Source organism: Thiocapsa bogorovii, assembly GCF_021228795.1.
Taxonomy (GTDB): domain Bacteria; phylum Pseudomonadota; class Gammaproteobacteria; order Chromatiales; family Chromatiaceae; genus Thiocapsa; species Thiocapsa bogorovii.
This window is the reverse complement of sequence record NZ_CP089309.1, coordinates 5,099,936-5,111,929: the sequence shown is the minus strand read 5'-3', so window position 1 is coordinate 5,111,929 and position 11,994 is coordinate 5,099,936. Positions and strand designations below refer to the sequence as shown.

The 11,994-nt window shown below is 64.7% G+C and carries 11 protein-coding genes; 3 read left to right on the top strand and 8 right to left on the bottom strand.

Annotated features, from left to right (window positions below; translation table 11 throughout):
* Nucleotides 1–122: 122 nt before the first annotated feature.
* From LT988_RS22785 to LT988_RS22765, 5 genes are all read right to left on the bottom strand, one after another.
* The gene (locus LT988_RS22785) at nt 123–488 is read right to left on the bottom strand and encodes a DMT family transporter (RefSeq protein ID WP_232407798.1); all 366 of its coding nucleotides are present in this window, start codon (nt 486–488) and stop codon (nt 123–125) included.
* A 12-nt stretch (nt 489–500) separates the two neighbouring features.
* Nucleotides 501–1,841, bottom strand: a complete 1,341-nt coding sequence (locus tag LT988_RS22780) for a glycosyltransferase family protein (protein WP_232407796.1) — start codon at nt 1,839–1,841, stop codon at nt 501–503.
* A gap of 364 nt (nt 1,842–2,205) precedes the next feature.
* Entirely contained in the window at nt 2,206–2,934 is a 729-nt protein-coding gene (locus tag LT988_RS22775) for an esterase family protein (protein ID WP_232407795.1), read from the bottom strand.
* A gap of 8 nt (nt 2,935–2,942) precedes the next feature.
* On the bottom strand, nt 2,943–3,896 hold the full coding sequence (locus tag LT988_RS22770; protein ID WP_232407793.1) for an acetylxylan esterase: 954 nt from the start codon (nt 3,894–3,896) through the stop codon (nt 2,943–2,945).
* A gap of 507 nt (nt 3,897–4,403) precedes the next feature.
* Complete coding sequence (locus LT988_RS22765) at nt 4,404–4,598, bottom strand: TraR/DksA C4-type zinc finger protein (RefSeq protein WP_269752156.1); 195 nt, start codon at nt 4,596–4,598, stop codon at nt 4,404–4,406.
* 509 nt (nt 4,599–5,107) lie between these two features.
* On the opposite strand from LT988_RS22765, the gene LT988_RS22760 reads away from it, so the two are divergent.
* Together LT988_RS22760 and LT988_RS22755 are read left to right on the top strand one after the other, a co-directional pair.
* Nucleotides 5,108–5,284: a hypothetical protein gene (locus LT988_RS22760; RefSeq protein WP_232407792.1), complete on the top strand. Its 177-nt coding sequence runs from the start codon at nt 5,108–5,110 to the stop codon at nt 5,282–5,284.
* Nucleotides 5,285–5,461: 177 nt separating this feature from the next.
* Nucleotides 5,462–6,757 (top strand): DUF3422 family protein, encoded by a 1,296-nt coding sequence (locus LT988_RS22755; protein WP_232407791.1) that lies wholly within the window; start codon nt 5,462–5,464, stop codon nt 6,755–6,757.
* Nucleotides 6,758–6,966: 209 nt separating this feature from the next.
* Here the strand turns inward: LT988_RS22755 and LT988_RS22750 are convergent, their stop codons facing one another.
* From LT988_RS22750 to LT988_RS22740, 3 genes are all read right to left on the bottom strand, one after another.
* Nucleotides 6,967–8,901 carry a tetratricopeptide repeat protein gene (locus LT988_RS22750; RefSeq protein ID WP_232407790.1) on the bottom strand — a complete coding sequence of 645 codons (1,935 nt, stop codon included), beginning with the start codon at nt 8,899–8,901 and terminating at the stop codon, nt 6,967–6,969.
* A 278-nt stretch (nt 8,902–9,179) separates the two neighbouring features.
* Nucleotides 9,180–10,145, bottom strand: a complete 966-nt coding sequence (gene cbiB / locus LT988_RS22745; RefSeq protein ID WP_232407789.1) for an adenosylcobinamide-phosphate synthase CbiB — start codon at nt 10,143–10,145, stop codon at nt 9,180–9,182.
* Nucleotides 10,136–11,335, bottom strand: coding sequence for an adenosylcobinamide amidohydrolase (locus tag LT988_RS22740; RefSeq protein WP_232407788.1), 1,200 nt, complete (start codon nt 11,333–11,335; stop codon nt 10,136–10,138). The genes cbiB and LT988_RS22740 overlap by 10 nt, the downstream gene beginning before the upstream one ends.
* Before the next feature lie 268 nt (nt 11,336–11,603).
* Between LT988_RS22740 and LT988_RS22735 the strand changes: the two genes are divergently transcribed.
* Nucleotides 11,604–11,831: a cysteine-rich CWC family protein gene (locus LT988_RS22735; RefSeq protein WP_232407787.1), complete on the top strand. Its 228-nt coding sequence runs from the start codon at nt 11,604–11,606 to the stop codon at nt 11,829–11,831.
* Nucleotides 11,832–11,994 lie beyond the last annotated feature (163 nt).

Here is an 11,994-nt window from a genome sequence, read left to right as displayed (position 1 = left end):
TCGATCTCCGGAGCAGTTCAGGGTGATTGACCCGAGGGGTCGATCGTTGACCAGGGACGATACCGAGCAAGTTTGACGATGCGATGACCGCGACCCGTCCGCGGGAAATCCCATGCGCGTGCTCAACTCGCGCTGATGACAAACACGCCTGCGCAGATCAACACCACGCCCAGGGTGCGAAGCAGGGTCACCTGCTCCCCGATCAAGAATCCAACCAGCAACGCCAGCGCGAATCCAAGGCCTTCCAACGGGTAGGCCTTGCTGACGTCCCAACGCGCCAGCACCCACAACCAGACGACGGCGCCGAGGGTGTAGAGCGCAAAGCCGCCGATGATGGCGGGATTGAGCATGACGGTTCCTGCCACGTGCAGCGCGGCGGGCTTCGCCAAGGCCGCTTTGACCGCGACGCTCGACATGCCTGCCTTGATCAGAAACTGCGCGGTGACAGACAGTAGAACGCAGCCAATCGCAGCGAATGTCGTGTTCATCGGCTCATCCGCTCACGATTCTTTGGTCACGATCGCAGGGGCAACGAGAGTGCGCTTTTTACGCATTGCGCGGCCGAGCTTCGAGATCTTGGGCAACGCCTTCGACGGACAGCGCCGGAACGGGGCCGGGTACCCCGGGCCTGCCGGCCGGTCCGCCGCGACCGGCTCGCGGTGATCGGAGGATGACTCGACCAGACCCGACACCTGACCTCGGCTCGCGAAACGAGCAGGCTGTCGCGCCTGCTCCAGGATCTTCGCGAGGATCTGCGGCACCTCGAAAACAGCACGGTTCTCGATCCGGCGCACCCTGGCTTGGTACTCGGGCAGGTTCCGCGTGATGTCGTCGACCGCTGCGCTGATGGACCGAAGACTGGGTCGCACGACCCCCAGGCCGTGTTGGCGCACCCACTCGGTATTCCAGCGCTCCTGCGGCATGGTCCAGGCATTGCGGGTCACGATCACCGGCAGTCCCTGGTGAACGGCCTCGCTCAGACTGCCCGGTCCCGGTTTGCCGATGAAGAAATCGGCCAGCTGCATCCATCGCGCAACCTCGGTCGTGAAGCCGACGACGACACGCGGCGCCTGTGACGGCAGAGCGCGGAGCTGCGCCGCCAGCTTCTCGTTGCGACCGCACATCAGAATCAGAGGGGTCTTCGGCAGACGAGCGGCGATGCCCTTCATCGCCCGCGACCCGGTGCCGCCGAACAACACCAAACCGGTCGGTGTCGCCGCATCCAGTCCCACGCGCAGTCGCTCTTCGGAGCGTGCGATAGGCGCCTGGGTATAGAACTCCGGGCGCAGGATCATCCCGCTGCTGCGATGCACGCGGTCCGGCGAGCAGCCGGCGGCCACGGCCTGCGCGTACGCGTAGTCGGTACCGCACACCAGATGCTGAGCGAGATCCGGCTCGATCCAGAAGTGCGGCGGGTGGTCCGCCATGTCGGTGAGCACCGTGACGAATGGCACGGCCGGGTCCGCCAAGGCAAGACTGTCATGCAGCACGCGGTTGAAATTCGGGATCAGCGAGACGACGAGATCGGGTCGGGTCGTTCGCCAATGCAACGCCAGCCGCTGCACCATGAGGGGATGCGTCCAGCGGACCATGCCTTGCAGCAGTTTCAGCTCTTGCGTCAGCCCGAGCGTAAAACCGGTCGACAGGCGCCGATTGTAGATCTCTTCGGGCTCCATCCCGGTGACGCGGCGAAAGTATCCGAGCGGGTCCAACACCTGTACCAGGTTGACCTTGCGCACACGCCAGGGCAAACCCTGATCTTGGATGGCCTGCTCCAGTGCCAGCGCTGCGGCGCGATGACCACCGCCCGCATTGAACCAGATCAGATCGACGGTCGTCATGAGGGAATTCGCCGAGCGCTACGGCAACGGCGAGGGGATCTGTGGTGTTCAGCCAGCGGGAGAAGAGTCACGACGCGAGGTTCCAGGCGGCTGGGCCACATCCGGTCAGGGTAGGCAGGATTATCGACGGTTCCGGTGACAATCGTGTGACGCCCGTCGATGCGGGTCATGCAATCGGTCACCACCACCGAGCCGTTCACCATCGAGCGCTGTGTGGAGGCGGGGTCGATCGGCTCGGCGAGGCCGCCCGCCGGGGCCCGATCCGATCCCGCGCAATCGAAGCGCGAAAGGCATGCCATCCCGATCCGCGATCGAGAATGGGCCGGTTTCAGAACCGGTCTCGGACACGGTCCCAGACCAGGTCTCAGACATAGAGCGGCGCCATGCGCCGCCAATCGTGGCCGCGGTGCGCACGGCCGTCCCACACGTGCAGCGCATGCCAAATCCCTTTCACCCAGAGCAAGTGACTGAACCGGCGATTGTGATCGAGAAATGGATCTTCGTTGCCGACAACCAAGGTGATATCCATGCCGCGCAGGGCGCCAAGTCGGTTTGGACAGTCGAGGTTCGCGAGGAACTGAGCGGGGCTGTGGAAGTAGATCAGCTCGTCCCGATGACCGCTGAACAGATCACGGAAGCAGTCCACCTCGTAGGTCAGGTCATAGCGCCCCGAGAAGGCTGCGATCTTCTTGAAGAGATGAGGGTGTCGCAGCGCGATATTCACGGCGTGGTAGGCCCCCAAGCTACAGCCATGCGCGATGGTGCAGGGGTGCGGATTCTTCATCGCCATCAAGGGCAGCACTTCGTTGAGGACATAGTCCTCGAAGGCACAATGCCGGCGGATGCGATCGGCGGGGTGACACCAATCGCAGTAGAGCGACTCCCAAACGATACTGTCCACGCAATAGAGCTGAAGCTGGCCGGCATTGATCTTGTGACCGAGTGCTTCGATCAAGCGCAGATCTTCATATTCGTGAAAGCGCCCATCGCGCGTCGGAAACACGAGAACCTTGGCTCCCGCATGCCCGAAGACCAGCAGTTCCATGTCCCGGCCGAGCCGGTCGCTGTACCATCGGTGGTATTCGCGATTCATTTTTGACCTCACAGCGGCGCGAAGAAGGCCCAGAGCTCGGCAAGCAGATCCTGTGTCTGGCGCGCCCGCCCCGGATGGTCGAAGTGCCCGGCGTCGAGAACGAACAGCCGCTTGTCTCCGGGGATGGCGTTGTAGACCGCAAATTGTCCGGGCGGCGCCACGGCCGGATCGAAGCGGGCGGCGGCGACATGCATCGGTTGACGGATCGACCGCGCAGCGACCGCCGCATCGTAATAGGCGACGGTATCGCCGATTCGACTTTGGGTACCGACGCAGCGTTGGACGGCAGCCGCGCTGCCGATACTGGGTAACGCAAGCCGCAAAGGCTGGTGACCGAAACTGGGTACGTTGAGGTGCCCGCGTGCGATGCGCGCATCTCGGGCCATCGCCATGGCTCCGATCCCCCCGCCGAAGCTGATGCCGAGATACCCGACATGGCCGGCCAATTCCGGAAAGAGCAGAAGGAGGGTCGAGACCCCGACCCACAGGTCATCGACGCAGCCGCCCAGGATGTAGTTGTCGCGACTGTCGATATCGTGGAGCACATGCCAATTGGGGTCCGCCGAGATCGGCGGGCGCTGGCTGCGGCCGAGACCTCGGAAGCAGGGCACCAGATAGACACCGTCGTCGCGGGGAAGGTCGTAGGGTGGAGCGTCGATGCCGCCGTAGCCGTGCCCCAGCACGAATCCTCGCCGAGGCGAGCCAACGCGCGGTGTCAGAAGCCAGCCGCGAATCGGGAATCCGCCGGTCGAGTCATATTGAAGGTCGTGGACTCTGAAACGCGGGTGAGTCTCGCGTGAAATGCTCAAGCGGGGGTTCGGCTCGACCGTCAAGGCGCACGCGTAGCGCTTGCGCCAGAAGGCGCCGAACTCGGCGGGCTCGGGCGGCGGCTCTACAGCCAGGAGCGCATCCAGGCTATAGCCGTAGCTTGGATCAAATGCAAAGCCGTGGGCGAAAGGCATCGCAGGGGGCTCGTCGAGCTTGGATCTAGGCGCAGAGTATGAGGCCGACGGTGTGCCGATGTCGCCGCCCGATACCCGCGGGTGCTCTTTCGACGCTAGTACCTCGTTCCACCTTATTTTGCATGCTCAGAGCCCCCAAAGGCGTCAGGGCAAGGCACAGACCGCCGGGAATAGTGGGTGCTATTTCCAAGGGCTGTAACGCTGCCCTGGCGCCTTTGGGGGGCTCCCGAAGGGCGAGGCGAGAAGCGTTCAGCGCCGTTGTTGCGCAAGCTTGAAAGAGGGTCACTCTTCCTTCACTCGCGCGCCTAGCCGCTGAACGCTTCTCGCCTCGCTGAGCACCCAAAATAAGGTGGAACGAGGTACTCGGCCGGCACCTGAAGCCGAGTCCGCTCTCCGACGCCAAAAAATGACGACGATCGCGTCCGCGACAACGGCATCCGTCTTATCCCGCCGAAGAACTCCTCCGGCGAATCTCCTGGTGCGGCGAGCACGCGACCCCAGCGAGACTTACACGGAACGACGAGCCTGGGGCCCGTCAACCAGCGCGCCAGGCACGAAGCCACGACCAAGACGCTCTTCGCGATCCTGGCAGGGTGCGCAGCGAGTCGCGTTCGGCACACATGTCAAACGCTTCGCAGGAATCATATCGCCACAGTCGAGACAGTGCTCGCGACCTGCAACACGGCTTGCCTGATCACGCATTGCGGCGACTGCCAGTGCAGTCAGCTGATCGATTCGAAACTGCGTAAGGTCGAGCTCATCTGCAAAGCGTTCCAATTTACCTGCCCCCGAATCAGCCACGGATGGCCGGGAGCATCGCAGATGGCCGTGACAAGCGTATGACTTCCCGCCCTTTCGACGGATGGCGGGCGTCGACGATCGCGGCGGCACCCAAGAGAACGGGGCGGCACCCAAGAGAACGGGGCGGAACGCGGAACGGTCGATCGCCGTCGCTCATGGCCGCTCCGCCGTGCGAGAACCCCCTCCTGAGTAGAGCAATCGAGCGGATGCTGTTACGCTCGAAGATCACCCTAAACCGCGCCAGCTCCAGCGGCCGTCAAGTCGGCCGGGGCCGGTCCCATCCAAGAACATCGCATACCGCGCTTGGCGCGGTTTAAAAATGGGATCCGACGCACGCGATCCCTTCCCCAACCTCTTGACGGGGCCCGGCAGTCTCGACTGTCGCGGCACCGAATCGCGAGATGATGACGATGGCCAAGACAAACTATGCGTTCGAAAAACGTCAGCGCGACCTGCAAAAGAAAAAGAAAAAAGAGGAGAAGCAGAAACGCAGGGCGGAAAACAGCAGCACCCAATCCGAAGCGACAGATGTCGAGCAGCCCGAGGGCGACCTGCCGGAGACCGACGCCGGTCAGGGCGTGAGCTGACTCCCGAGAATGCCGAGCAAGAGGCTACGGCCCGGAACGCCCACGCGCGCCTGCGCGGCCGGCAAAAGATTAGGACAAGCGCGATCGACCTGCTAACGACGATCGAGCCGGGAGCGAGACTCGTCTTCGTCACAACCGCCGACTACACTCGCGCTGCCCAACAAGGATCATCACGGCATGTCACTCCCCTTCAAAGAGCATCGGCTCCGTCATGTCGTCACCGACGAGCTGCACGCCCGGACCTTCGAGCCGCTGCGCGCGCCCGAGCGTGTGTCGCACCTCGCTGCGGTTTCCGGGGAGCGCGGGAGCGGTCGCAACGTCGAGCACCTGAAGCGGCTGCTGTCGCACTTCGGGCTACCGATCCCGGAGACGGTGGATCAACACTATTGGACCGACCTCGGACCCATGCGTCTGCGTTGGGAACGTCATACCGAGTTCGTCACCTACACCTTCAGCAAACGCGGCGCCTTCGTTCACCCGTTCGCCGAGCCGCTGCTCGACGATCTGCCGCAGGACTGGCTGCGCGAGCTGCCCGGCGAGGTCATCACCGCCACCTCGCTGGCCATCGAGACCTGCAATCAGCCCGAACGCGCCAACGAGGAGCTGGTCGCGCTCTTCGACGGTAACCCGGTCATCGGATCGGAAGTGGTCGGGGGTGCAGGGCGTGCTTGGTCGGACCATAAGATCCATGCCGACGGGTACTCGTGGATCCTGTTGCGCGACTGCGGTCTGTCCGACAATCAGGCCGGGCGACTGGCCAAACGTGTCTTGGAGATCAACGCCTATCGGGCCATGGCCCTGCTCGGGTTTCCTCTGGCGCGAAGCGTGTCTGGAGCGCTCAGCGACGCCGATCGCCGCTTGGCGATGGTGGCATCGCGCCTGTCGAGTCAAGGCGCATCCGATCAGCCGGCCTTCGAGAGCGAGCTGCTGGGCGAGCTGACCAGCCTCGCCGCGGATATCGAGGCGGTTTCGGCCAGAACGACCTATCGCTTCGATGCCTCGCGGGCCTACTACGGGATGATCCAACAGCGGCTCGAGCAGCTGCGCCAAAACAGGATCGAAGGCCTGCAGACCCTGTCCGAATTCCTCGACGCGCGCTTGGCCCCGGCGGTCGCGACCTGCGAGGCGACCCAACGCCGCCAACACGATCTGGCCGAGCGCGCGGCCCGCATCACCAGCCTCCTGCGCGCCCGTGTGGATGTCTCGCTGCAGGAGCAGAATCGGCGGCTGCTGGAGTCTATGGATCGCCGCGCCCATCTGCAGGTGCGCCTGCAAGAGACGGTCGAAGGACTGTCGGTGATTGCGATCGGCTACTACGGCGTCGGCCTGATCGGATACGCACTCAAGGGTCTGCAGAGCGGCGGCGCGCCGATCGACGCCGCGCTCTGGATGGGGATCGCCCTACCCTTCGTAATCGGATTCGCCTGGTTCGGACTCAGACGGATCAAGCGGCGTCTCGCCGGATCGGAGTGATCCCGACTGCGCATGCCCGGAAGGCATCCAGCACCTGACGTCACAAGTCTCAAGCAAACCGCCGAGCAGAGCCTTCGAGCGCTTTTTGGTTCGGCTCTGCCGGTAGTTCCTTTCCCCGAAATCACCTTAAACCGCGCCAGCTCCAACACACGTCAAGTCCGCCGGGGCCGATCCCATCCAAAAACACCATATACCGCGCCTGGCGCGGTTTAAGCACCCGAGCGCTTGAACCAACCGCCCTTGGCTGCAACGGGCCTGACCCGCCCCTGTAAGCGCTTGGCGAGGGCGAGACGGCGCGCGTCGTCCTCGTCTTCGACCAGTGACTCGAGATTTGCGATCAGAGCATCCGCGGCAGCCTGATCCCCGCGTGCCCGACTCAGCATCGCCAGTGCGCCGTAGAGCACGAAGATATCCTGCACGTGCAGGCTCGGACTCTCGTAGAGCCCCTCCAGCAAACGAGCGGCTTCGTCGAGATCACCGTCCTCGATCAGCATGACAGCCAGGTTGCAGCGCGCAAAGATGTAGTCCGGATGACGCGCAACCGCATCGCGAAGCAGCTCTCGCGCCTCCTGATCGTGACCCTGGGCGCTGAGGGCCGCGGCGAGATTGCCCAGTGCGACACGATGACCGGGGGCGTGCTCGAGGATCCGCTTCAGCAGGATCTCCGCGCCCGCATAGTCACGCGTGTTGAAACATTCGATCGAGCGTCCGAGGAGCATATCGAGATCCTCGGGAAGATGGCTCGGTACGAGATCGCGTCTGATCTCGGTGTTGATCAGCTTGACCTGCGTGACGTGCTCGCCGTCCCACATCTCGAGCGGCTCGTCGCGCGGCAGCAGACCCTTGTCGTAGAGCGTGCGAAGAAACCCGAAGCGCGTCTGCTTGGTTCCGATCGGCAGGCGCGCAAATCGTTTCAGACGCTCGGCCGCGCCCGGATCGCCCTGTTCGGCGCGGTATTGGAGGATGAAGGCGACCAGCCCGCGCAGGCCGTCGTCGCCGCCGACATAGAGTGCATCGAGAAAGTCGTTGGAGGCCGTCACCTTCGCGAGGTGCGAAAAGGCGTCGTTCCCGGCATCACGCATCCGGTTCAGCCAGGTCAGCGGCAACGCCTGTCCGAGACCGAACACGGGCGGATACGCCAGGGCATCGCCCGCGGCGTCGATCACGGTGCGACTCTCGAGGGCGGGTTTGAAATTCGGCACGCGCTCGAGCGATGCCTTGCAGAGCGCCCGCGCCCGTTTTGCCTCGCCCAGCCGACTCGCCGCGCAGGCGGCCAAATGGCTCAGCATGGCCTGTTGCTGAGGCTCTCCGATACCGAACCAATCAGACCGCTCGACACGGGCGAAGGCGCTCAACGCGGCGTTGTCCTCGCCCAGCAGCAGCAGGGCATCGAGCTGGGGCACGGCATCCTCGACCCGGCGAGCCGTCGCGGCGGCCAAGGGCGTCGTCAGGCGTCGGGCGCCGGTCTCGTCACCCTGATAGAGTCGCAAGCGCGCTGCCCATCCCAAGGCGAAGAGGTTGTCCGGATCCTCCTTCCAAAACGCCAGGAAGGCCGCCAGGGCATCCTCGATGCGATCGAGATGGAACAGCGACATCGCGCGATTGTTCTTGGCCGGCGTCAGATCGACCCCGTCCAGCCAACGCACCACGCCGGCAAAATCATGCCCGTCCAGATGGAGCTTTCCGATATCGAAGCGCAGCATCTGCTCGGCGGTCGCGCTCGACCCGTCGGGCTGCCGCAGCAGATCCGCGCGTATCGCGGGCGCCATCGGAAACCCGCGCGTCTCGGCACCGAGCGCACGCAGCCGCTCTGCGGTGCGATCCGCCAACATGACATGCCCGAACTGCAGTGCGTACCGAAAGAGCATCTCCTGCGCAGGCAAGCTCTTTGGTCGACGCTCAGCCCAGTCGAAGGCGGCGATGGCCGCAGCGCCGCTTCCCTGGCCACTCTCCAGCGCCTCCACGAGCAGGCGCCTGGGACCGCTTTGATCCGGGTGGGCCTCGATCAAGGCACGCAGCCGGCGAGCTGCGGTCGAGTAGTCCCGGCGCTCCATCAGACGCTCGATCGCCTTGAGCTGACTGGACAGCACGGCGGAGGCGCCCGTCGCGGGCTTGGACTTGGGCTTGGCGGACTTTTTGGACATGAGAACCTCGAGACCTGAACACTAAACCGCGCCCAGCGCGGTATGCGATGTTTGTGGATGGGATCGGCGCCGGCAGACTTGACGACCGTTGGAGTCGGCGCGGTTTAAAATCTTAAAAAACCTGAAAATTTTAAACCGCGTCCCCGCTAAGGGCCATGGATGCATCAAACTTCGAGCTCACCCGAAAGTGAGCATCTCGCTCTGGACGCGGTTTAGAACAGATTGCGCTCCGAGCGAGCCGGTCGCCGGCAGCTCACGTCACCGGCCGCGCAGAACCTTCACCATGGCAGAACCGTTCGCAGCGGCGCAACCGCCATCCCGACGAGAAGCGCCAAGAAGCAGGCCACGAGGATCAGACGCAGCGCGCGCTCGAGGTCCGCCCCCCCGAGATCGGCCGGCCAATCCGGATCACCCATGTAGTCTTCGGTAACAAGAGCCCCTCCGTAGCGAATCGGACCGACCAGCCTGACCCGCAGCGCGCCGGCGCAGGCGGCCTCGCTCCAGCCTGAGTTCGGACTGGGGAGCATCGCGTGATAGTCGCGCGCGGCGCGGAAGGCCAGCCGCGGGTGCAGCTTGAGCAGTGCCGCCCCGGCCGCGATCAAGGGGACCGAGAGCCGTGCCGGGAGCCAATGCACGAGATCGTCGGAGCGCGCCGCGGCCCAGCCGAACCGGCCGTAGCGTTCGTTCTTGTAGCCGACCATCGAATCCAGACTCGACACCGCCTTGACCAGAATCAGACCCGGCAGCCCGAAGAGACAGAGCGCCCACAGGGGTGTCAGAACCCCGTCGGTCAGATTCTCGGAGAGGCTCTCGACGGTCGCACGTACGATGCCGTCGCGCTCCAAGTGATCCGTATCGCGACCGACCAGCATTCGCAGCCGCGCGCGGGCTTGCGGGAGATCGTCGAGCGCTTCGAGCACCCGGCGTCCGTGGTCCAGGAGGTCGCGGGTACAAATCAGGCTGTAGGCGATGAAGACATCCCAGCCAAAAGCCGCCCACGGGTGCAGCACGCCGAGACCGGCTCGAACGCCCCACCAGGCCGCCAACGCGCCCCCGACCACCAGCAGCCAATGCAGGACGCCGCCGGCCCGCCCCTTCAACCCGACGGCAAACAAGAGGCGCTCACAGGCGAGACTCCAGGCCCCGATGATCCGAATCGGATGAAAACGATAGACGGGATCCCCGATCAAGACGTCCAGCAGACAGGCCGCGAGGATGAGTGCGAGATGCTCGGTCAGTCCCATTTGCGAGCGAAACCCCGAACGACAGCGAGCGCGGCCAAGCGTCCGTCCGGCAACCCTTGATGCGGTACCAGCTCCTTGCGCAGCGCGACGAACCGCTCGGGTTTCACGGCGACGGCCGCTCCGAGCAACGCCGCCTGGTTTAGGATCGCCTCGCGCGCAACCTCCGCGTGCAGCACCCCGGCGCGCACCAGGTCCAAGATCTCGGCTAGGCCATAGGCTGCGGCGGCGCTGTGCGGATCATGGACGATGGCCTGGAGATTCGCGGCGAAGACCGCCGCGCCCGGCGCATCCAGCTCGGACTCGGCGCAAGCCCGCAGCGCGGCCTCGTCGCAACCGAAACGGCTCAAGGCCGCACAGACGGTTCGCCTGAGCTCGGGAACGATGCCGTTCTGCAGCAGCAAACAGCGGGTGACGGCGTCGTGCGTCGCTCGCCCGAGCAACGCGCCCAGCGTGTTGTGACCGCCCGCCCAGTGACGCTCCCATTCGTCCGCGCGGACCAACGGGGCGGCGATGGCGAGCTGATCGGTCCCGGTGCCCGTCGCGAGGCCTCGCGATTGCAAGCTGGGCATACGCAGGTCGAGCAGAGCCGTGCTCTTCGCCTCCGTGACCATGGTCGCCGCACGAACCAGGCATGCGGGCGTACAGGGCCGATTGAGCAGGACCAGCGTGACGATGGTCCCCGAGCCCGACTCATCGGGCGGTCGATCGTGGACGTTCTCGCCCTCGGATCCGGGCTGATCGGCCGATTCCGCGGAACGCCCGCGACGAGCGGGACGGCTGCCCTCGGCCTCCTCGTGCCAAGCGGCCGGATCACCCGCGCGAACGGCGTTGCCGGTCACCCCGGCGGTGGCGACCACCGTCGCGCGAAGATCCTCTGCACTCGCGTGCGCCACCACCGCGCACTGCATGTTGGCGGCGGTCCCCATCAGGGCCGTCGTTTCGGGCGGAAGCCCGGCTTCTGAGCAGCTTCGTGCGTGATAGTCCAGGGCTCCGAGACCCAGGACCGCCTCGTAGCGCGCCAAATGGGCCACGCCCTCGCAACTCTGATGGTTCGCGAGATGGGTCAGCGACTCGGACATCCCGCCGTTGACCCGACAGGTGCCGAGCACGCGATGCGGGCGCGCGAAGGCAACGACGAGATAGCGCCCCTGCCGATGCAGGGCGTAACGGTCGGTCTCTTCGAGCAACATGCGGGACCTCGATCACGGAAACGGGGATGGATGGCCATCGCGCGACGGAGCGACAGCCGCGCGAGGCTATCGCAAGCGACGGCGCGGCTGCAACGAAGACGGCGCATACGGGTCTGCGAGGTGTCGCGGCGAGGGTGTAGACTCTGGTTGTGTGCAAATCACCTGCATCAGTGGATCCGTCTACCGGGTTCTGTGCCCCATCATTCGGCCACACCGAAAAGACGGTCGATCAATCCACCCGCCAACACGGATAGCGAGAGCAACGCGCATGGGCAAGCACGAGATGAAGACCTGTCCGCGCTGCGGATCCAGCTTCGAATGCAAAGCAAACCGGGTCGAGCGATGCGGATGCCTGAGCGTCGTGCTTACCGCGGAGGCGCTCGAATACCTCGGAGACCGGTATCGGGACTGTCTTTGCGTGACCTGTCTGGAGCAGGTCAACCGCTTGTGCAGCGAGCGCGGCGCATCGGACGTCGATCGCCAAGCGGCCGATTGAAACCTCGAACGAGACAGCGGCTGCACTTCGCAACATACGCGCGTCAACGCGACGTCGTCCGAGACCCGACTTAAGGCGCCATCAAGGCCCAAACAACGGACCGAAAAGACACCGGGAAAAGCCCGGACATGCCGCCGGATAGATGAATCTGAAGGCGGCATCG

Bases quoted from the DNA above. Each gene is read 5' to 3' on its own strand.
- LT988_RS22785 (WP_232407798.1), bottom strand. From the start codon at position 488: ATGAACACGACATTCGCTGCGATTGGCTGCGTTCTACTGTCTGTCACC.
- LT988_RS22780 (WP_232407796.1), bottom strand. From the start codon at position 1,841: ATGACGACCGTCGATCTGATCTGGTTCAATGCGGGCGGTGGTCATCGC.
- LT988_RS22775 (WP_232407795.1), bottom strand. From the start codon at position 2,934: ATGAATCGCGAATACCACCGATGGTACAGCGACCGGCTCGGCCGGGAC.
- LT988_RS22770 (WP_232407793.1), bottom strand. From the start codon at position 3,896: ATGCCTTTCGCCCACGGCTTTGCATTTGATCCAAGCTACGGCTATAGC.
- LT988_RS22765 (WP_269752156.1), bottom strand. From the start codon at position 4,598: ATGCGTGATCAGGCAAGCCGTGTTGCAGGTCGCGAGCACTGTCTCGAC.
- LT988_RS22760 (WP_232407792.1), top strand. From the start codon at position 5,108: ATGGCCAAGACAAACTATGCGTTCGAAAAACGTCAGCGCGACCTGCAA.
- LT988_RS22755 (WP_232407791.1), top strand. From the start codon at position 5,462: ATGTCACTCCCCTTCAAAGAGCATCGGCTCCGTCATGTCGTCACCGAC.
- LT988_RS22750 (WP_232407790.1), bottom strand. From the start codon at position 8,901: ATGTCCAAAAAGTCCGCCAAGCCCAAGTCCAAGCCCGCGACGGGCGCC.
- cbiB (WP_232407789.1), bottom strand. From the start codon at position 10,145: ATGGGACTGACCGAGCATCTCGCACTCATCCTCGCGGCCTGTCTGCTG.
- LT988_RS22740 (WP_232407788.1), bottom strand. From the start codon at position 11,335: ATGTTGCTCGAAGAGACCGACCGTTACGCCCTGCATCGGCAGGGGCGC.
- LT988_RS22735 (WP_232407787.1), top strand. From the start codon at position 11,604: ATGGGCAAGCACGAGATGAAGACCTGTCCGCGCTGCGGATCCAGCTTC.